18 protein-coding genes are annotated in these 18,622 nt (G+C 71.4%); 9 read left to right on the top strand and 9 right to left on the bottom strand.

Annotated features, from left to right (window positions below):
* The first annotated feature begins 93 nt into the window (after positions 1–93).
* On the top strand, positions 94–678 hold the full coding sequence (gene epsC, locus ABKW26_RS09190; protein WP_348592925.1) for a serine O-acetyltransferase EpsC: 585 nt from the start codon (positions 94–96) through the stop codon (positions 676–678).
* A gap of 77 nt (positions 679–755) precedes the next feature.
* A complete protein-coding gene (locus ABKW26_RS09185; protein ID WP_348592923.1) occupies positions 756–1,814 on the top strand; it encodes an LLM class F420-dependent oxidoreductase in 1,059 nt (352 codons plus the stop codon).
* Positions 1,815–1,832: 18 nt separating this feature from the next.
* Here ABKW26_RS09185 and ABKW26_RS09180 read toward each other — a convergent pair whose 3' ends face one another.
* Genes ABKW26_RS09180 through ABKW26_RS09170 form a run of 3 tightly spaced genes read right to left on the bottom strand, consistent with a single transcriptional unit; the run spans position 1,833 to position 3,613 of the window.
* Entirely contained in the window at positions 1,833–2,126 is a 294-nt protein-coding gene (locus ABKW26_RS09180; protein WP_348592921.1) for an MGMT family protein, read from the bottom strand.
* Positions 2,127–2,149: 23 nt separating this feature from the next.
* The gene (locus tag ABKW26_RS09175; protein WP_348592919.1) at positions 2,150–3,145 is read right to left on the bottom strand and encodes a zinc finger domain-containing protein; all 996 of its coding nucleotides are present in this window, start codon (positions 3,143–3,145) and stop codon (positions 2,150–2,152) included.
* Positions 3,146–3,163: 18 nt separating this feature from the next.
* Positions 3,164–3,613, bottom strand: coding sequence for a ribose-5-phosphate isomerase (locus ABKW26_RS09170; RefSeq protein ID WP_348592917.1), 450 nt, complete (start codon positions 3,611–3,613; stop codon positions 3,164–3,166).
* Positions 3,614–3,704: 91 nt separating this feature from the next.
* Here ABKW26_RS09170 and ABKW26_RS09165 point away from each other — a divergent pair, with 91 nt between their 5' ends.
* Positions 3,705–5,711, top strand: coding sequence for a M13-type metalloendopeptidase (locus ABKW26_RS09165; RefSeq protein WP_348592915.1), 2,007 nt, complete (start codon positions 3,705–3,707; stop codon positions 5,709–5,711).
* 4 nt (positions 5,712–5,715) lie between these two features.
* Here ABKW26_RS09165 and ABKW26_RS09160 read toward each other — a convergent pair whose 3' ends face one another.
* From ABKW26_RS09160 to ABKW26_RS09150, 3 genes are all read right to left on the bottom strand, one after another.
* Positions 5,716–6,297 (bottom strand): hypothetical protein, encoded by a 582-nt coding sequence (locus ABKW26_RS09160; RefSeq protein ID WP_348592913.1) that lies wholly within the window; start codon positions 6,295–6,297, stop codon positions 5,716–5,718.
* A gap of 136 nt (positions 6,298–6,433) precedes the next feature.
* Complete coding sequence (locus tag ABKW26_RS09155) at positions 6,434–6,928, bottom strand: hypothetical protein (RefSeq protein WP_348592911.1); 495 nt, start codon at positions 6,926–6,928, stop codon at positions 6,434–6,436.
* On the bottom strand, positions 6,928–7,554 hold the full coding sequence (locus tag ABKW26_RS09150) for a DsbA family protein (protein ID WP_348592909.1): 627 nt from the start codon (positions 7,552–7,554) through the stop codon (positions 6,928–6,930). Before ABKW26_RS09150 ends, ABKW26_RS09155 begins: the two co-directional genes overlap by 1 nt.
* Before the next feature lie 198 nt (positions 7,555–7,752).
* On the opposite strand from ABKW26_RS09150, the gene pepN reads away from it, so the two are divergent.
* Positions 7,753–10,305 carry an aminopeptidase N gene (pepN, locus tag ABKW26_RS09145; RefSeq protein WP_348592907.1) on the top strand — a complete coding sequence of 851 codons (2,553 nt, stop codon included), beginning with the start codon at positions 7,753–7,755 and terminating at the stop codon, positions 10,303–10,305.
* 84 nt (positions 10,306–10,389) lie between these two features.
* Here pepN and malQ read toward each other — a convergent pair whose 3' ends face one another.
* Positions 10,390–12,516: a 4-alpha-glucanotransferase gene (malQ, locus tag ABKW26_RS09140; protein WP_348592905.1), complete on the bottom strand. Its 2,127-nt coding sequence runs from the start codon at positions 12,514–12,516 to the stop codon at positions 10,390–10,392.
* 99 nt (positions 12,517–12,615) lie between these two features.
* On the opposite strand from malQ, the gene ABKW26_RS09135 reads away from it, so the two are divergent.
* A complete protein-coding gene (locus tag ABKW26_RS09135) occupies positions 12,616–13,731 on the top strand; it encodes a mechanosensitive ion channel family protein (RefSeq protein ID WP_348592903.1) in 1,116 nt (371 codons plus the stop codon).
* A 7-nt stretch (positions 13,732–13,738) separates the two neighbouring features.
* On the opposite strand, the gene ABKW26_RS09130 is transcribed toward ABKW26_RS09135, so the two are convergent.
* Positions 13,739–14,074, bottom strand: a complete 336-nt coding sequence (locus tag ABKW26_RS09130; RefSeq protein WP_348592930.1) for a PTS glucose/sucrose transporter subunit IIB — start codon at positions 14,072–14,074, stop codon at positions 13,739–13,741.
* Positions 14,075–14,600: 526 nt separating this feature from the next.
* Here ABKW26_RS09130 and ABKW26_RS09125 point away from each other — a divergent pair.
* The 4 genes from ABKW26_RS09125 (at position 14,601) to ABKW26_RS09110 (ending at position 18,040) form a co-directional block, all read left to right on the top strand.
* Positions 14,601–15,632, top strand: coding sequence for a LacI family DNA-binding transcriptional regulator (locus tag ABKW26_RS09125; RefSeq protein ID WP_348592901.1), 1,032 nt, complete (start codon positions 14,601–14,603; stop codon positions 15,630–15,632).
* Between the two features lie 7 nt (positions 15,633–15,639).
* Complete coding sequence (locus ABKW26_RS09120; RefSeq protein ID WP_348592899.1) at positions 15,640–16,041, top strand: globin; 402 nt, start codon at positions 15,640–15,642, stop codon at positions 16,039–16,041.
* A 7-nt stretch (positions 16,042–16,048) separates the two neighbouring features.
* On the top strand, positions 16,049–16,960 hold the full coding sequence (locus tag ABKW26_RS09115; RefSeq protein WP_348592897.1) for an acyl-CoA thioesterase II: 912 nt from the start codon (positions 16,049–16,051) through the stop codon (positions 16,958–16,960).
* 96 nt (positions 16,961–17,056) lie between these two features.
* Complete coding sequence (locus tag ABKW26_RS09110) at positions 17,057–18,040, top strand: DNA topoisomerase IB (RefSeq protein ID WP_348592895.1); 984 nt, start codon at positions 17,057–17,059, stop codon at positions 18,038–18,040.
* Between the two features lie 64 nt (positions 18,041–18,104).
* Here ABKW26_RS09110 and ABKW26_RS09105 read toward each other — a convergent pair whose 3' ends face one another.
* Positions 18,105–18,602, bottom strand: a complete 498-nt coding sequence (locus ABKW26_RS09105) for a thioesterase family protein (protein ID WP_348592893.1) — start codon at positions 18,600–18,602, stop codon at positions 18,105–18,107.
* Between the last annotated feature and the right edge of the window lie 20 nt (positions 18,603–18,622).

Genomic DNA, 18,622 nt, shown 5'->3' with positions numbered 1-18,622 from the left:
CGCCCCCCCCCCCCCCCCCCCCCCCCCCCCCACCGCGATCCTTCGCCGCTCCGGCGCCCTCCGCACCGCACACACCGACAGGACACCCACCGCATGTCACGAGTATCAGCCGCACGGCAGCTCCTGCGGGAGGACCTGGAGGCTGCGCGCGACCGCGACCCGGCCGCGCGCAGCGTGCTCGAGGTCGCCCTCGCCTATCCCGGCGTGCACGCGCTCTGGGCGCACCGGCTCGCCCACCGGATGTGGCGGCACCCCGGCCTGCGCCTCCCGGCGCGCCTCCTCTCCCAGGCGACCCGCGCGGCCACCGGCATCGAGATCCACCCGGCCGCGACGATCGGTCGCCGGCTCTTCATCGACCACGGGATGGGCGTCGTCATCGGCGAGACCGCCGTCGTCGGTGACGACGTGACGCTCTTCCACGGCACGACGCTCGGCGGCCGGTCCATGACCCACGGCAAGCGCCACCCCACGCTCGGCGACCGCGTCGTCGTCGGCGCTGGCGCCAAGGTGCTCGGCGCCGTCTGGGTCGGCGACGACGCACAGATCGGCGCCAACGCCGTCGTCGTCAAGGACGTGCCGGCCGGGGAGGTGGCTGTCGGTGTCCCCGCGAAGGTCAAGACCCGCCCGGCGTCGTCGCCGACGGTCGAGCACTGCGAGGACCCCGCGATCTTCATCTAGTAGGCTCGGGCAAGTACGTAGTACCGGCAGTCTCATGTTGCCGACCGTCCCTGCCCACCTCAACGACGAGGATCCATATGCGCATCGGAGTTCACACCGGCTACTGGTCTGCCGGCCCACCACCCGGGATCGCCGACGCCGTCCGTCAGGCGGACGAGCTCGGCGCCGACTCCGTGTGGACGGCCGAGGCGTACGGGTCCGACGCCCTCACCCCCCTGGCCTGGTGGGGTGCTTCGACCCGCCGGATCAGGCTGGGCACCGCCGTCATGCAGATGTCCGCACGCACCCCGACAGCCGCCGCGATGGCCGCGATCACCCTCGACCACCTCTCGGGCGGCCGGTTCATCATGGGCCTCGGCGTCTCCGGCCCGCAGGTGGTCGAGGGCTGGTACGGCCAGCCGTACCCCCGCCCCCTCGCCCGGACCCGCGAGTACATCGAGATCGTGCGTCAGGTCATCGCCCGCGAGCGACCGGTGAGCTACGACGGATCCTTCTACACCCTGCCGCTCACGGCCGAGGCCGCTGGCGGTCGCCCGATCACAGGGGTCGGCAAGGCCCTGCGCTCGACCGTCCACCCGCTGCGCGCAGACCTCCCCATCCACCTCGCCGCCGAGGGACCGAAGAACATCGCGCTCGCCGCCGAGATCGCCGACGGGTGGCTGCCGCTCTTCTACGCACCCCGCCTCGACGCCGACTTCCGTGCGAACCTCGCCGAAGGATTCGCGCTCCGCTCCCCCGAACGGTCCGCGCCCGCAGACTTCGAGGTGTCGGCGACCGTGCCCGTCGTCGTCCACGACGACGTCGAGAAGGCTGCCGATGCGGTGCGTCCTTTCCTCGCGCTCTACATCGGAGGCATGGGCGCCAAGGGTGCGAACTTCCACCGCAACGCCGTCGACCGGCTCGGATACTCCGACGCGTGCGACGAGATCGAGGCGCACTACCGCGCCGGCCGTCGCGACGAGGCCGCCGCGGCCGTACCGACGGCCCTCGTCGAGGACATCGCGCTCGTCGGGCCCGCAGAGAAGATCCGAGAGGACCTGCGTGCGTGGGAGGACACCGCGGTCACGACGATCATCGTCCAGGGCGACGCCACCGCCCTCCGCGCGGTCGCGGGCGCGCTCGCCCCGACCCGCTGAGGCACCTGCCCGGCCGGTTCAGACCGGCCGGTGCACGGCGGCACGCAGGTCGACCCGCGTACCGTCGGCGACGAGCGGGCACCCGTCGGCTCGCAGCCGCTCGATCGCCGACGCGTGGTGGTGCCGTGGCGGCGCGCCCGCCGCGTTGACCACGCGCCACCACGGGACTCCCGACCCCGCGCGGCTGAGGACCTGGCCCACCTGACGCGGACCTCCGCGGCCGAGCACCTGCCCGACGACCTCGGCGACGCCGCCGTACGTCATCGCACGGCCCGCCGGGATCTCCCCGACGACGTCGAGTACCGCCTCCATGTACTCCTCGTCCACCGGTCTGCCTACGACGCCTGGCACCGCGGGCACCAGTACAGCGTGCGTCCGCCGAGCTCGGCGAGGGCGATCGTCGTGCCACAGATCCTGCAGGGCAAGCCGTCGCGATGGTAGACGTAGAACGCCTCGTCGTGCGGGACCGCACCAGGGAGGCCGTCGGTGTTCTGTCTCGTCCGACGGCGGGCCCGCACGGACGGGACGTCGGGCAGGCTCCCTCCGGGCACCTCGCCGCGATCCTCGACCCGCGTCGTGACGATCGCTCCCACACGGACCCCGTCGTGCATGAGATCGACGAGATCGGCCCAGAGCTCGAGCGCCGTCTCACGGGGAACCGCCGTCCCGGGCGTCCTCGGGTCGAGCCTCGCGCGGTACAGCGACTCCGCCCGGTAGATGTTGCCGACCCCGGCGAGCACCTCCTGGTTCATGAGCAGGAGCGCCACGCTGCTCCTGGAGCGCGTGAGCGCGGCGACGAACGCCTCGGGGTCCGCATCGTCCCGCAGGGGGTCCGGCCCCAGCCGCGCCTGGACGGCGGCCTTCTCGGCCGCCGTGACGACCTCGCACGCGGTCGGCCCCGTGAGGTCCGCGCTGGCGCGCTCCGTGGTCATCCGCACCCTGACCTGGCCCCGCGGTGCGGGCGGCTGCCACGTCCCGTCGGACGCGTCGGACGCGTCGGACGTCACCTCGCTCTCTCCCACCCGGCGCCGGGGTGCGCCGATCGCGTGGACCACGTCGGAGCCCGGGTCTCCCGCGAAGGTCCATGCCCCGTAGAGGCCGAGGTGGACGCGGAGCCAGCGCACGTCGTCACCGTCCGCCGTACCTGCGTCCTGGGCGAAGCCGAGGAACATCTGCTTGCCCCACGCCTCGCTCGCGACGAGCACCCGTCCGTCCAGGCGGGCGGCACCGGCGGCGAAGCGCCCCTGAGGACTCGACACGGCGAGCCGCTGGCCGTGGAAGAGCTGGTCGAACGTCGTGGCCAGTCGATGGACGGTGTGGCCCTCAGGCATCGTGCGCGACCGCCTGCGTCAGCGGCGTGACTCGTACGTCGCGAGCTGGTCGATCCGGCGCTGGTGCCGGGCGTCGCCGCTGAACGGCTCGGCGAGGAAGGCGTCCACGAACGAGGCTGCCTCCTCGGGGGTGTGCTGCCGGGCTCCGATCGAGACGACGTTCGCGTCGTTGTGCTGGCGTCCGAGGCGTGCGGTGTCGAGGTTCCAGGCGAGCGCCGCCCGGACACCCGTCACCTTGTTCGCGGCGATCTGCTCTCCGTTGCCGGAGCCGCCGATGACCACACCGAGCGACCCGGGCTCGGCCACGACGGCCTCGCCCGCGGCGAAGCAGAAGGACGGGTAGTCGTCCTGGGCGTCGAAGCCGTGCGCGCCGTGGTCCACGACGTCGTGACCCCCCTCACGCAGGTGGTCGACGAGGAAGGTCTTCAGCTCGAATCCGGCATGGTCAGAGGCAATGTGAACGCGCATGGGCCCATCATGCCGCATCCGCATCGAGGACCTCTGTGCGGGGTCGGCCAGCGGACGCGCGGTGTCGGGTGCACCGCCTAACCTGTGACGTATGACTACAGCTGACACCGCCGGGGCTGCTCCCAGCACCCGGTCCGGGATCGACCTCGCCGCGATCGACGAGGCGGTCCGTCCTCAGGACGACCTCTACCGCCATGTGAACGGGACCTGGCTCGACACCCACGAGATCCCGGCGGACCGTGCCGCGGACGGAGCGTTCCGCGTCCTCCACGACGAGGCGGAGGTGCACGTCCGCGAGATCATCGAGGAGCTCGCCGACCAGGACGGGCTCACCGGGGTCTCGGCACAGATCGGCGCTCTCTACGCGAGCTTCATGGACACCGACCGCGTCGAGACGCTCGGCGTGGAGCCGCTGGCACCGGACCTCGGTCTCCTCGCGGGTGCGACGTCCCAGGCCGAGCTCACGGGTGCTCTCGGTGCGCTCCAGCGGACCGGTGGCGCCGGCGCGTTCGGGTTCTGGGTCGACAACGACGCCAAGGACCCCGAGAAATACGTCGTCTACCTGTACCAGGCCGGCCTCGGGCTGCCCGACGAGTCCTACTACCGCGACGAGAAGTACGCCGAGATCCGCACGAAGTACGTCGCGCACGTGGCACGGATGCTCGAGCTGGCCGAGGTCGCCACCGCCGAGGCAGCGCCCGACGCCGCCGAGCGTGTCCTCGCTCTCGAGACGAAGCTCGCCGGTCACCACTGGGACGTCGTCCGCGACCGCGACTCGGAGCTCACGTACAACCCGACGACGCTGCACGCCCTCACCGAGACCGCGCCCGGCTTCGACTGGCGGTCCTGGACCATGGCGGTCGGGGCCCCGGCGAAGGCGTTCGACGACGTCGTGGTCCGGGAGCCGGAGTTCTTCCAGGGCTTCGCGTCCCTCTGGCAGAGCGAGCCCCTCGACGACTGGAAGACGTGGGCCGCGTACCACCTCGTCTCGGCCCGTGCGCCGTACCTCTCCGAGGCGGTCGTCGAGGCGAACTTCGACTTCTACGGGCGGACGCTGTCCGGCGCCCAGGAGGTGCGGCTGCGCTGGAAGCGAGGCGTCTCCCTCGTCGAGGGTGCTCTCGGCGAGGCCGTCGGCGAGGTCTACGTCGAGCGGCACTTCCCGCGCAGCCACAAGGAGCGCATGGACGTCCTCGTGAAGAACCTCATCGAGGCGTACCGCGAGTCGATCGTCGGGCTCGAGTGGATGGGCCAGGAGACGAAGACCAAGGCCCTCGCGAAGCTCGCCGCCTTCACGCCCAAGGTCGGATACCCGGTCCGGTGGCGGGACTACTCGGCCCTCGTCGTCGAGCCCGACGACCTCCTCGGGAACGTCCGCCGGTCCAACGCGTTCGACCTCGACCGCGAGCTGGGCAAGATCGGCAAACCGATCGACCGCGACGAGTGGCACATGACACCGCAGACGGTGAACGCCTACTACAACCCGTCGATGAACGAGATCGTCTTCCCTGCAGCGATCCTCCAGCCGCCGTTCTTCGACCCCAGGGTCGACGACGCGGCCAACTACGGCGGCATCGGGGCAGTCATCGGGCACGAGATCGGCCACGGCTTCGACGACCAGGGCTCGAAGTACGACGGTGCGGGGCGGCTCGAGGACTGGTGGACGAGCTCCGACCGCGCAGAGTTCGAGAAGCGGACGACGTCCCTCGTCGACCAGTACGACGCCTTCCACCCGGCGCAGCTCGGCCCGGAGCACCCGGTCAACGGTGCTCTGACCATCGGCGAGAACATCGGCGACCTCGGCGGGCTCTCGATCGCGCTCAAGGCCTACCGGCTCGCCCTCGGGACGGAGCTGTCCTCGGCACCCGTCGTGGACGGACTCACCGGTGCCGAACGCGTGTTCCTCAGCTGGGCGCAGGTCTGGCAGACGAAGATGCGCGACGAGGCGGCAGTCCAGCGGCTCGCGACCGACCCGCACTCACCCGCGGAGTTCCGCTGCAACGGGGTCGTGCGCAACCTCGACGAGTTCCACTCGACGTACAACGTCCAGCCGGGAGACGCGCTCTATCTCGCCCCCGAGGAACGCGTGCGGATCTGGTAGCAGGTCAGAACTCGGTGATACCGGCACGGGCGAGGGTGAACCCCTTGCCCGTGCTCGTGTCCGTGCACGTCATCCCGGACTCGGTGCTGTCGCACGTGAAGTTGTTCACGGTGATGTTCTGGCCGTAGTCGAGGACCTCGACCGCGGCACCGGCCGCTGTGGGGAGCTCGTCGGGGCTCACGCACGGGAGGGAGACGCCCTCGGACGTGAGCGAGACGACGTAACCCTGGACGCCGTCGCAGTCGTCGGCGGGGGCCGGCTCCGACGTGAGCGTGGCGATCCCGCACTCGGCGCCGCTCGGCGAGACCTCGCACGTGATGTTGCCGCTCGGCGACGCCACCGACTCGGTCCCTGGCTCCGGTCCGGCGGAGGGCTCGGCGCCGGGAGCCGGCGTCTGCGTCGCAGACACGCTCGGGGACGGCTCGGCGTCCCCCGACGCCTCCGGGTCGTCCGAGCCGAGCGAGACACCGAGCCAGATCGCCCAGACGACGAGCAGGACGTCGAGGACGATGAACGCGATGAGGCCGGGTCCGAGGCCCCGACCCTTCTGCGCGGTCGACGATCCTGTGGGCGACGTGCCTGACATCCCGAGCTCCTCACGGTTGGACAGAGCACGGCTGTCTCACCCGCTCCGGACGCCCAGCATGTCATGCCCGGCGAGAGCACGCCCACACGGTGGCGCGCCGCACACCTCCACCGGTCCCGGGGGGGGAGTCCGGGTCTCAGTGCCGGTGCCCGCCGTGTCCTGGCCGCCACCGGGTGACGCCGGACGCCGCCCGGTCGTGCGCCGCGGGAGCCAGCCGCACCGTGCGCAGCCGCAGGAGGAACACGTCGGACGGCTCCCGCAGTCCCGCGTCCTCGACGAGGGCGTCGTGCGCGCCGCCGGCGACGAGCTCGACCGCCAGCCCGCCGACCTTCGCGTCGCCGCGGGTGCCGTCACCGGGGTTGGAGTGCAGGGCGAACCGTGCGTCGGAGCGGAGGTCGCGCGCCTTGGGCGACCCCGTCGGTGCAGCGAGCCACATCTCGTCGCCCCACCACCCGACGCCCGCACCGCTGACGCGTGGCGAGCCGATGATCGTCAGGGTCGCGAGGACGTGCTGGGTGTGCGCCTCGAAGAGCTGCCGGACGCGGGCGGCCAGGTCGGGCGTCTCCCCTGCGAAGATGCCCCAGGGGACGCCGGTACGCCCCGGTTCGGGCTCCGGGACGCCGTCCGGCATCAGTCGAACACCGGGCCCTGCGTGCGGGTGCGCTTGAGCTCGAAGAACCCGGGAGTGCCGGCGACGAGGACGCACCCGTCCCAGAGTCGGCCGGCGGCCTCCCCCCGGGGGGCGGGTGTGACGACGGGGCCGAAGAACGCGACGTCGTCGAACGCGACGACCGGGGTGCCGACGTCCTCACCGACCTTCGTGATGCCCTCCGTGTGGGATGCGCGGACCTCCGCGTCGTAGGTGTCCTTCTCGAAGTGCTCGATGAGGTCCGCCGGCAGTCCGACCTCGGCGAGCGCCTCGGCGACCGCGTCGCGCCGGTCCTTGCGGCCACCCGGGTGGAACCGTGTGCCGATCGCGTCGTAGAGCGGCTTGACGACGTTCTCGCCGTGCTCGATGCGCGCAGCCGTGACAACCCGCACCGGCCCCATCGCCCCCTCGAGCCCCTTGCGGTAGGACTCCTCGAGCTCACGCCCCTCGTTGAGCACCGCGAGGCTCATGACGTGCCAGCGCACGGTCACGTCACGGACCTGCTCGACCTCGCCCATCCAGCGGCTCGTCATCCAGGCCCACGGGCACAGCGGGTCGAACCAGAAGTCGGCGACGGTTCCGGAGTTCTCGAGGGCAGGGGTCGTCATGATGCTCCAATGCGTCGGCGGCGTGCGTCGGGGGGCTCCCGGGGACTCGTAACGTGCCTGCCTGGCACTCCATTCCCGAGAGCACGTGAAATGATCAGTCTCGGCCACGACCAGGCCACCACACGTGGTGCTCGACGGTGCACCCGCTCACCAGCGGGCCTCTCTCCCGGTAGCACCCTCAGAGCCGAGGAGGCGTCCGTGCCCGGACAGAACCTGACCCGCACCGAAGCGATCGAGCGTGCCGACATCGTCGCAGCACAGTCCTACGAGATCGCGCTCGACCTGACGACCGGGCCGACCACCTTCGCGTCGACGACGACGGTCCGCTTCACGGCGCGACCCGGCGCGACGACGTTCATCGACCTCGTCGCCCCCACCGTCCGCACGGTGCGGCTCAACGGCCGCGACCTCGACCCGGCCGCGGTGTTCGCCGACTCGCGCGTCACGCTGACCGACCTCGAGGCGGAGAACGAGCTGCTCGTCGTCGCGGACGCCGCGTACACGAACTCCGGCGAAGGTCTCCACCGGTTCGTCGACCCGGTCGACGACGAGGTCTACCTCTACACGCAGTTCGAGGTCCCCGACTCACGCCGCGTCTTCGCGGTGTTCGAGCAGCCCGACCTCAAGGCGACGTTCCAGTTCACCATCACCGCACCGGCCCGCTGGCACGTCGTGAGCAACCAGCCGACACCCGCGCCGGTCGCGGCCGGCGACGACGTCGCGACGTGGACCTTCGAGCCCACCCCGCGCATCTCGTCCTACATCACCGCGCTCGTCGCCGGGCCGTACGTCGTCGAGCGCTCCGAGCTCACGAGCCGCGACGGCCGGGTCGTCCCCCTCGGGGTGTTCTGCCGGGCGTCGCTCGCGGAGTTCCTCGACGCCGACTACATCTTCGCCAAGACACGGGAGGGCTTCGCGTTCTACGAGGAGAAGTTCGACTACGCGTACCCGTTCGACAAGTACGACCAGCTGTTCGTCCCCGAGTTCAATGCCGGTGCCATGGAGAACGCCGGGTGCGTGACCTTCACCGAGACGTACGTCTTCCGGTCGAAGGTCACCGACGCGATCAAGGAGCGTCGCGTCGTGACGATCCTCCACGAGCTCGCCCACATGTGGTTCGGCGACCTCGTGACGATGAAGTGGTGGAACGACCTCTGGCTCAACGAGTCCTTCGCCGAGTGGGCCTCGACGCTCGCGACGGCCGAGGCCACCGAGTGGACCCACGCCTGGACGACGTTCGCAGCCATGGAGAAGAGCTGGGCGTACCGCCAGGACCAGCTCCCCTCGACGCACCCGATCGTCGCGACGATCAACGACCTCGAGGACGTCCAGGTCAACTTCGACGGCATCACCTACGCCAAGGGCGGATCGGTCCTCAAGCAGCTCGTCGCGTGGGTCGGCATCGACGCGTTCATGGCCGGGGTCTCCCGCTACTTCAAGAAGCACGCGTTCGGGAACACCGAGCTGTCCGACCTGCTCGTCGAGCTCGAGACCACGAGTGGTCGCGACCTGTCCGCCTGGGCGACGACCTGGCTCGAGACCGCGGGCGTCAACACGCTCCGACCGGAGATCGAGGTCGACGCGGACGGGACCATCACGTCGTTCGCCGTGCTGCAGAGCGCCCCCCAGGACTACCCGACGATCCGTCCCCACCGCCTCGCGGTCGGCTTCTACGACCTCGACGCGAGCGGCGCCCTCGTGCGCACGCACCGCGAGGAGCTCGACGTCGACGGGACCCGCACCGACGTCCCCGCCCTCGTCGGACGTCCGCGACCGGCGATGGTCCTCATCAACGACGACGACCTCGCCTACGCCAAGATCCGTCTCGACGACGCCTCCCTCGCGGTCGCCACCGAGCACCTCTCCGACATCTCGGACCCGCTCGCCCGCTCGCTCGTCTGGGGCTCGGCATGGGACGCGACGCGCGACGGCGAGACGCCTGCCAGCCTCTACGTCCGTCTCGTCCTCGGGAACATCGCGACCGAGAGCGAGTCGACCACCATCCGCACGACCCTCGCGCAGCTCGCGCTCACCGCCCGCAGCTATGTCGACCCGGCGAAGCGGTCCGCCACGGTCGCCGAGGTGGGCGACGCGCTGTGGTCCCTGGCACGCGACGCAGCAGCCGGGTCCGACGCCCAGTTCCAGCTCGTCAAGTACTTCGCGAGCATCGCCAGCACGGACGCGCACCTCGACGCGCTCCAGTCGCTCGTCGACGGCACGCTCGAGCTCGCCGGTCTCGTCGTCGACACCGACCTGCGGTGGGAGCTCCTGGAAGGCCTCGTCGTCGGTGGCCGTGCGACGCAGGCGGACATCGACGCTGCGCTCGCCGCCGACAGCACGGCGAACGGCCAGCAGGCGGCAGCACGGGCGACCGCTGCGCTGCCGACACCCGAGGCCAAGCGCGCCGCGTTCGACTCCCTGGTCACCGCGGACACGGCGCCGAACGCCATCGTCCGTGCGACGACCCTCGGGTTCCTCCACGTGAACGACCCCGCGGTCCTCGCACCGTTGGTCGAGCCGTACTTCGACGCGATCGAGCGCCTGTGGGAGGAGCGCAGCTACTCCATCGCCGAGACCCTCGTCGAAGACCTGTTCCCCGCTCCTCTGGCGAACGAGGCGCTCCGGGCCGCGACGCAGGCGTGGCTCGACGACCACCGGGACGCGGCGCCGGCACTGCGCCGGCTCGTCGTCGAGAACCTCGCCGGGGTGGAGCGGGCGCTCGCCGCGCAGGCCGTGGACGCACGCTCCTGACGGTCCGCACCTGACACGACGACCCGCCCTGCAGAGCTCCTCGGAGACTGTCGGGCGGGTCGTCTGGGTGCAGAGGTGTGCGGTCTAGTCGTTCATGACCGCAGCGAGCGACCGGAGCCGTGCGTTCGCGAGGAGGTCCTCGATGAGCACCGGGTTGCCCGAGGAGTCCCCCAGCGGGATCTTCCAGTTGGGGTACTCCTGGTCCGTGCCGGGCTGGTTCTGGGCCCGGCGCTCGCCGACCGCGTCGGCGAGCGAGACACCGAGCAGGAGCGCGGGCGTCGCCTTGATGTACCGGTGGAGCGCCTCGACGAGCTCGCGCTCGGACGGGTCGTCGTCCACGAGACCGCGGGCAGCCAGCGCGAGGATCATCTGGTCCCGCTCCTGACGCGCCTGCTGGCGCACGAGCGCCAACGGCTCCGTGAGCAGTCCGAGACGCTCCCGGATCTCCACGTGCTCCCCTGCGAGGTAGCCCGCCGTCGGCGGGAGGTCGTGCGTCGTCACGGTCGTCAGGGCCAGCGGGCGGTAGCCCTCGGGCCGGAGCGGTCGGTCGCCCTCCTCCTTCTCGAACCACAGGACGGACGTGCCGAGGATGCCGCGCTCCGTGAGGTAGTCGCGGACCCACGGCTCGAAGAGGCCGAGGTCCTCGCCGATGACGACCGCACCGGCGCGGTGGGCCTCGAGGCAGAGGATCCCGATGAGCGCGTCGTGGTCGTACCGCACGTAGGCACCCTGGTCGGCGGAGTTGCCCTGCGGGATCCACCACAGACGGAAGAGACCGATGACGTGATCGATGCGCAGCGCGCCCGCGTGGCGGAAGATCGTCCGCAGCAGGTCACGGAACGCGGCGTACCCCGTCCGGGCGAGCTCCTCCGGGTGCCACGGCGGCTGCGACCAGTTCTGCCCCTGCTGGTTGTACATGTCGGGCGGTGCCCCGACACCGATCCCCTTCGCGAGGACGCTCCCGAGCGCCCAGGCGTCCGCACCCTCGGGGTGCACGCCCACGGCGAGGTCGTGCATGATCCCGAGAGACATCCCGCCGTCGAGTGCCGCGCGCTGTGCGTGCTCGAGCTGGAGGTCGGCCACCCACTGCAACCAGCAGTAGAAGTCGATCTCTGCGGCGAGCTCGGCGCGCAGCGCCTCGGTCGTCGCGCTCGTGGGGTCGTGCAGGTCCTCGGGCCACTCGTGTCCGGCGAAATAGTCCGAGAACGCGCACCAGGCGGCGAAGTCCTCGAGGCCGCGCCCCTGCGACGCGCGGAACTCCGCGAGCGCGGTCTCACGTGCGGCCGAGCGCGGGGCCTCGAAGATCACGCGCAGGGCGACCTTCTTCGCGTCCCACGCCGAGTCGCGGTCGATGGGACCAGGATCGGTGCTCATCTCACGCACCCCGTCGGCGGACCACTCGATGAGGGACCGGTCGGCGGCCGACAGGTACGCCGTCTCGCGGATGTCCTCGACGCGCAGGTAGAGCGGGTTGACGAACCGCCGGCTCGAAGGCAGGTAGGGGGACGGCGTCATCGGGGTTGACGGCTCGGCCGCTGCGACCGGGTTGATGAGCAGGAAGTCGGCGCCGAGGGATCGTCCGGCGAGCCAGCCGAGGTCGGCGAGGTCGGCGAAGTCGCCGACGCCCCACGACTGCCGGGAGCGGACGGAGTACAGCTGGGCCATGAGCCCCCAGGTGCGTCGCTCGGTGAACGTCGACGGGAGCTCGAGCCGGTCCGGTGTCACGGCGAGCGTCGCACGGGACTGGCCGTCGGGTGTGCGTGCTCGCACCTCGTGCCACCCGAGCGGGAGGTCGTCCGGGAGCTCGAAGACCGCGCGCCCGATCGAGCGGCCGTCGACGGTCCGCGGCTCGGTGTACACGTCGAGCTGGGAGAGCTCGCGGACTCCCGAGTGTGCCTCCAGCTCGATCCAGACCTCGACGGGCAGCCCGTTCGTCACGTGGACAGGGAGCTCGACGGACCGGCCCTGCCGGACGACGACCGTGGGCGGGAGCATCCGTCGCCACGGTGCGTCTGCGACGCTCGCCACGGCGACGTCGACGCGCTCCGGGGTCGTGGCGTCGACCCCCATCGCGCCGAGCACCGCGACGAGCGTGTGCGCCGCGACATCCTGCTTCTCACCATGGAACCCCCAGTGGTCAGGCGAGATGCCGAAGGCACGTGCGAGGTCGACGAGAGCGGGCGAGGGGGTTGGGTGTTCGACGGGGTCCACGTGTGAATCCTGCCAGAGAGCGCGGCATCGAGCAGCAGATGGCCTCGGCGAGCCTGGACGCACGTCCGTCAGGGACCAGCGGCTCGGTAGCCTTCGACCATGATCAACTCCGACGTCCCGCCCGAGGCGTTCGACCCTGGGAGCCTCGACTCGTGGCTCACCTGGTTCGTGGGCACCCCTCTCAAGCTCCTCCTCACGCTCCTCGTCGGTCTCGTCGTCCTGCTCGTCCTGCGCCGCCTCATCAAGGCGGCCACCGACCACATCGCGGACGGCACGCTGATGAACCGCCGGGGGCTGCGCGAGCTGGGCGCGACGGACTTCGGTTCCGCGCTCTTGCGCTCGAGCCCCGTCGCCACCGCTCGCCGGATGCAGCGTGCGCGGACGATCGGCTCGGTCCTGCGGTCGACGACCACGCTCGTCGTCGGCGCGATCGTCGTGCTCATGATGCTCTCCGACGTCGGGGTGAACATCATGCCGCTCGTCGCGTCGGCCGGTGTCGCCGGTGTCGCGCTCGGCTTCGGCGCGCAGAGCCTGGTCAAGGACTTCCTCTCGGGCACCTTCATGCTGCTCGAGGACCAGTACGGCGTGGGAGACACCGTGACGTTCGGAGCTGTCTCCGGGACGGTCGAGGCCGTGGCGCTGCGGGTGACGAAGGTGCGCGACATCAACGGGACCCTCTGGTACATCCGTAACGGCGAGATCGTCAGCGTCGGCAACCGCACGCAGGGGTGGGCTCGCGCCGTGGTCGACGTCCAGCTCCGCTTCGACACGGACATCGCGCTGGTGCGCCGGCTGCTCGAGCGCGCGGGCGAGAAGGTCAAGAACGACCCGATCATCGGCACGTACCTGCAGGAGGATCCCGAGGTCATCGGGATCGAGGCGCTGACGGCCGAGTCGGTCCTCATGAAGGTCCAGGCGAAGACGGACCCGGCGATGCAGTGGAGCGTGGCGCGCGCCCTGCGCGAGGCGGTCCGGGAGGAGCTCGACGCCGCCGGGGTGTCCCTCGCGGCCAGCCAGCAGACGGTGCTCATCAACGAGCAGGCGTCGGGCGGGCCCGTCGCTCCGCCGACGGTGACTGCTCCGGCAGCACTGGCGACGCGGACCGCAGGGCCAGGACCCGACGACGACGCATCGTCGTCGGGCCAGGCAGCTGACGACCACGTGGGCGCCACGCCGACGCCGGTGGAGGAAGAGACAGCCGCGCGACCGCGCTGAGGGCGGCTCAGCGCAGGCCGTCGAGCTCCGCAGCGAGCGCGTCGGCCTCAGGACCGACGATGACCTGCACGACGCGACCCGAACGGACCACGCCGAACGCGCCGGTCGCCTTGAGTCCTGCCTCGTCCACGAGGTCGGGGTCCGTGACCTCGACACGCAGTCGGGTGATGCACGGCTCGAGGTCGACGACGTTGACCTGGCCGCCGAGGGCCGCGAGGATCTGCTGGGCCTTGCTCATGGATGGGGCTCCTGAACTCGATGATCGATCGGTGGACCGGTGACTGGCATCAAGAGTAGTCGTCCCTGGTACTGATCGCGGCGGTGGCGCCGCACGTCGGAGCAGCCGCGACCGTGGTGGGCTGCGTCGTCGTGCCGGGCTGCTCTCCCTCGCAGGCCCTGGCCTCCGACCTCCGGCACGGCCGCCCCCTGCTCGGCCGTGTCGTCTTCAAGCATCCTCCTGAGGGGCCCGGTGCGCCCGCGGGGGCGGCGGGCGCACCGGAGCCCGGGGGCGTCCTCGTTCGCCTCCGGGCTCCCCGGCATCCGCTCACGTGCGCTCCGGGACCCGAGCATCAGGCCTGGTCGGGCCTGACACCCCGCGCGGGACGCGGCGACGGCACGTGGCCCATCGGCGCAGGTCGCGGCCCTATGCCCAGGTGGTCGTCTCGCGGCGCACGAACGACCCCGCCGGCGCCCGCACCTCCCCGCCTCGGCGGCGAAGGCACCCACGGGCGGGGGCGACCGACTGCGGACGGGCCCGACCTGCACAAGAACTTCACCCGGTCGGCCCGGCAGAGAGCCGTCCACGTCGGTGCACGGGCGTAGCATCCACGCAGGCCTGACCCCACACGAGACGACGAGAGCGAGCGGGCATGGACGCGGCACCTGTGACCATCTCGACGATCGCCGAAGCAGCGGGCGTCTCGGTCCCGACGGTCTCCAAGGTGCTCAACGGTCGCGCCGACGTGGCCCCGGCGACACGCGCACGGGTCGAGGCCCTCATCGACGAGCACCAGTACCGTCGTCGACGCGGCTCCCCGACCGTCGGTGGCCGGATGATCGATCTCGTCTTCCACGAGCTCAGCAGCGCCTGGGCGGTCGAGATCATCCGCGGTGTCGAGCGGGTCGCCCGCGAGACGGGCGTGAGCGTCGTGCTCTCCGAGTGCGGAGGCGCGACCACCCCGCGCCAGGACTGGCTCGACGGCGTTCTCGCCCGCAGACCGCTCGGTGTCGTCCTCGTCTTCTCCGACCTCGATCCCTCCCAGCGACGGCAGCTCGAGGCGCGCAACATCCCCAGCGTCGTCGTCGACCCGGTGGGCGAGCCGTCGGGCGACGTCCCGGCGATCGGGGCGGCCAACTGGAGCGGTGGTCTCGCCGCGACCCGGCACCTGCTGCACCTCGGACACAGCCGGATCGCCATGATCGCGGGCCCGGCACGCGTGTGGTGCAGCCGCGCGCGCACGGACGGCTACCGCGCGGCGCTGGAGGACGCGGGCATCACCCCTGACCCGGATCTCCTCCGCCACGGCGACTTCACGGTCGAGGCCGGGTACGCGGTGGGTCTCGCGCTGCTGCGCCTCACCGACCGCCCGACCGCCGTGTTCGCCGGCAGCGACCTCCAGGCCCTCGGTCTGTATCGCGCGGCCGCCGACCTCGGGCTCCGGGTGCCCCAGGACCTGTCCGTGGTCGGGTACGACGACCTACCGGTCGCCCAGTGGATCGGTCCCCCGCTGACCACCGTCCGCCAGCCGCTGTCCGAGATGGCCGACCACGCGACACGTCTCGTCCTGCAGCTCGCCCGCGGAGAGAGCCCGCCCAGCACCCGCATCGACCTCGCGACGATCCTCGTTGTGAGGGAGAGCACCGCGCGCGTGGGACCGGAAGCCCACGGTTCTTTGGGATAGTGGAGCAGTGACCGACCCGACCCTTGACGCGCGCGACCCGTTCTACGACCTCGTCGGAGGGCACGAGACCTTCGTCCGGCTCGTCGACCTCTTCTACACGGGAGTCGCCCAGGACGAGGTGCTGCGCGCGATGTATCCCGAGGAAGACCTCGGCCCGGCGAAGGAGCGGCTCACGCTGTTCCTCGAGCAGTACTGGGGCGGGCCCACCACGTACTCCCAGGAGCGCGGGCACCCACGACTGCGCATGCGCCACGCCCCGTACAAGGTGAACCCCGATGCTCGCGACCGCTGGCTCGCGCACATGCGGGCAGCCGTTCTCGGTCTCGGGCTCGCGCCGCTCCACGAGGCGACGTTGTGGGACTACCTCGAGCGTGCAGCCCATTCCCTCATCAACACGTTCGACGAGTAGGAGCACCGTGACCGATCCTGCACCCCACCAGCCGAGGCCCGACATCGCCGCGATCGAGCGTGACCCCTTGGCGTACCTTCTCGAGGTGCTGCGCCTGGAGTACCACGGCGCCGAGACCGGCGAAGACGTCTACTCCGGCCCGAGCCTCCCCCAGCTCCACGGTCGGGTCTACGGCGGTCAGGTGCTCGCACAGGCACTCCTGGCGGCCGGCGCCACGGTGCCCGACGGTCGCCTTCCGCACTCGATGCACGGCTACTTCCTCCGCGCCGGTGACATCCACCAGCCCGTGGACCTCGCCGTCGAGCGGCTCCGGGACGGACGCTCGTTCAGCGCACGACGGACGCACGCGTACCAGGGTGGGAAGGCGATCCTCTCGATGATCGCCTCGTTCCAGGAGGACCAGGACGGCATCGAGCACACGTCGCGGATGCCCGAGGCACCGGACCCGGAGGACGTCGAGTCGGCGCATGCCGTGCTCGCCGGTATCGACCACCCCATCGCGCACTTCTGGTCGCGGCAGACCGCCTTCGACGTCCGTCACGTCGACGGAGCGCTCTACCTCGCGCCCGGTGTCGAACGGACCGACCACCAGCTCGTCTGGATGCGGTCACGCGGCCCCGTCCCCGACGACCAGCTCCTCCACCGTGCGCTCCTCGCCTATGCGTGCGACCAGATCATGCTCGAGCCCGTCCTGCGACAGTCCGGGCACAGCTGGCGAACACCGGGCCTGAGCATCGCCAGCCTCGACCACGCGATGTGGTGGCACCGCGACGTGCGCGTCGACGAGTGGCTCCTGTACGTACAGTCGTCGTCGTCGGCCCAGGGCAGCCGCGGGCTCGGCTCGGCCCGGGTGTTCGCCCAGGACGGCACCCTCGTCGCGAGCATCGCGCAGGAAGGGATGATCCGGGTCCCCAACTGACCGGTCTGTGCTCCGGGGCCGAGCAGCAGTCCCGACCGTCCTGCGGGTGCTCACCGATGTCCTGCGGGCCGTCGACGGACGATGCAGACTGTCCGGGTGCCACGACTGCGACGCGTATCGGTCTCCCAACCGGGACTCTCCCGGCGTGCCGCAGGGAAGGGCTTCTCCTACACGGACGTGAACGGGACGCGGATCACGGACCCCGAGGTCGTGGCGCGCTGCAAGGCGCTCGCCGTCCCGCCCGCCTGGACGTCGGTGTGGATCTCCCCGTACCCGAACGGCCACATCCAAGCGTTCGGCTACGACGCGGCGGGTCGCGGCCAGTACCTCTACCACCCCCAGTGGCGGGCGCGACGCGACCGCGCCAAGCACGACCACATCCTCGAGGTGGCCGCGCGGCTACCGGCCGCCCGCCGCCGCACGGCCGCGGACCTCGCGCTCCCGGGCATGCCCCGGGAGCGGGTGCTGGCCCTCGCGTTCCGGATGCTCGACCTCGGGTACTTCCGCGTGGGCGGCGAAGTCTATGCCGCCCAGAACGAGAGCTACGGGCTCTCGACCCTCCGCAAGGAGCACGCGTCGATCCAACCCGACGGCTCGGCGCGCTTCACGTTCCCGGCGAAGTCGGGCCAGCTGCGTGACGTGGTGCTCGACGACCCGGAGGTGGCGGCCGCCGTGACCACGCTCCTCGGCCGACGCGGCGGCGAGAGGCTCCTCGCCTGGCGCACGAGCGACCGGCCTGTCGCGTGGCACGAGATGGCCTCTGCCGACCTGTCGGCGCACGTCAAGGCGATGCTCGGCGACGATGCCTCCCCGAAGGACTTCCGCACGTGGCACGCGACCGTCCTCGCGGCGCGCGGGCTGGCCGAGATCGGCCCGGCACCCCGGTCGCAGCGGGGCCGGCGCGCGGCCGTCGCCCAGGTGGTGCGCGACGTCGCGGACGAGCTCGGCAACACTCCTGCGGTGTGTCGCGCGTCCTACATCGACCCGCGGCTCGTCGACCTCTGGGAGCGCGGCTCGACGATCTCGACGACGCAGAGCTCGGCGCGAGCCGAGCACGAGGTGCTGGAGCTGCTCGGCTAGGCCGTCACGCTCGCCAGGGAGGGCCGCGTGGTCCGGCGACGGCCGGCGACGAGCGACGTGTCGCTCATCGGCGCAGGAACGCGACCGGTTCGTCGCGGAAGGGCTCCCACGCCGCCCGCTCTGCGGCATCGAAGCGACGCGGTCGGCCAGAGTCGGCGTCGATGACGACGATCGTCGTCGTCGCACGTGCGTACGGTGCCCCCGCCGTCGCCGGGCCCCACCGGCCCACGACACCACCGTCGTCGTGCACCTCGTAGCAGACGTCCAGGCTCGCCGCACCGATCTTCCCGATCCACATCTCGACGCGCACCGGCTCGCGCGTGAAGCTCAGCGGGCGCAGGTACTCGATCTCCTGGCGTGCCACGAGCGTGTGCGACGTCGCCGTGGGCCCCGAGTCGAGGACCGCAGTCGGCCACACGTCCGCGTCCGGCGCCAGCGGATGCCTCCAGAACGCCGTGATCCGTGCTTCCTCGAGCAGCCTGAACATCTCGACGTTGTTCACGTGGGCGTAGGCGTCGAGGTCGGACCAGCGCAGGCGGACGGGCACGTAGAGGCGAGTCATGGGACCAGTCAACCAGCCGA

The sequence above is a fragment of the Sanguibacter sp. 25GB23B1 genome (assembly GCF_040012415.1).
Classification (GTDB): Bacteria; Actinomycetota; Actinomycetes; order Actinomycetales; family Cellulomonadaceae; genus Sanguibacter.
This window is presented reverse-complemented; position numbering and strand designations above follow the sequence as displayed.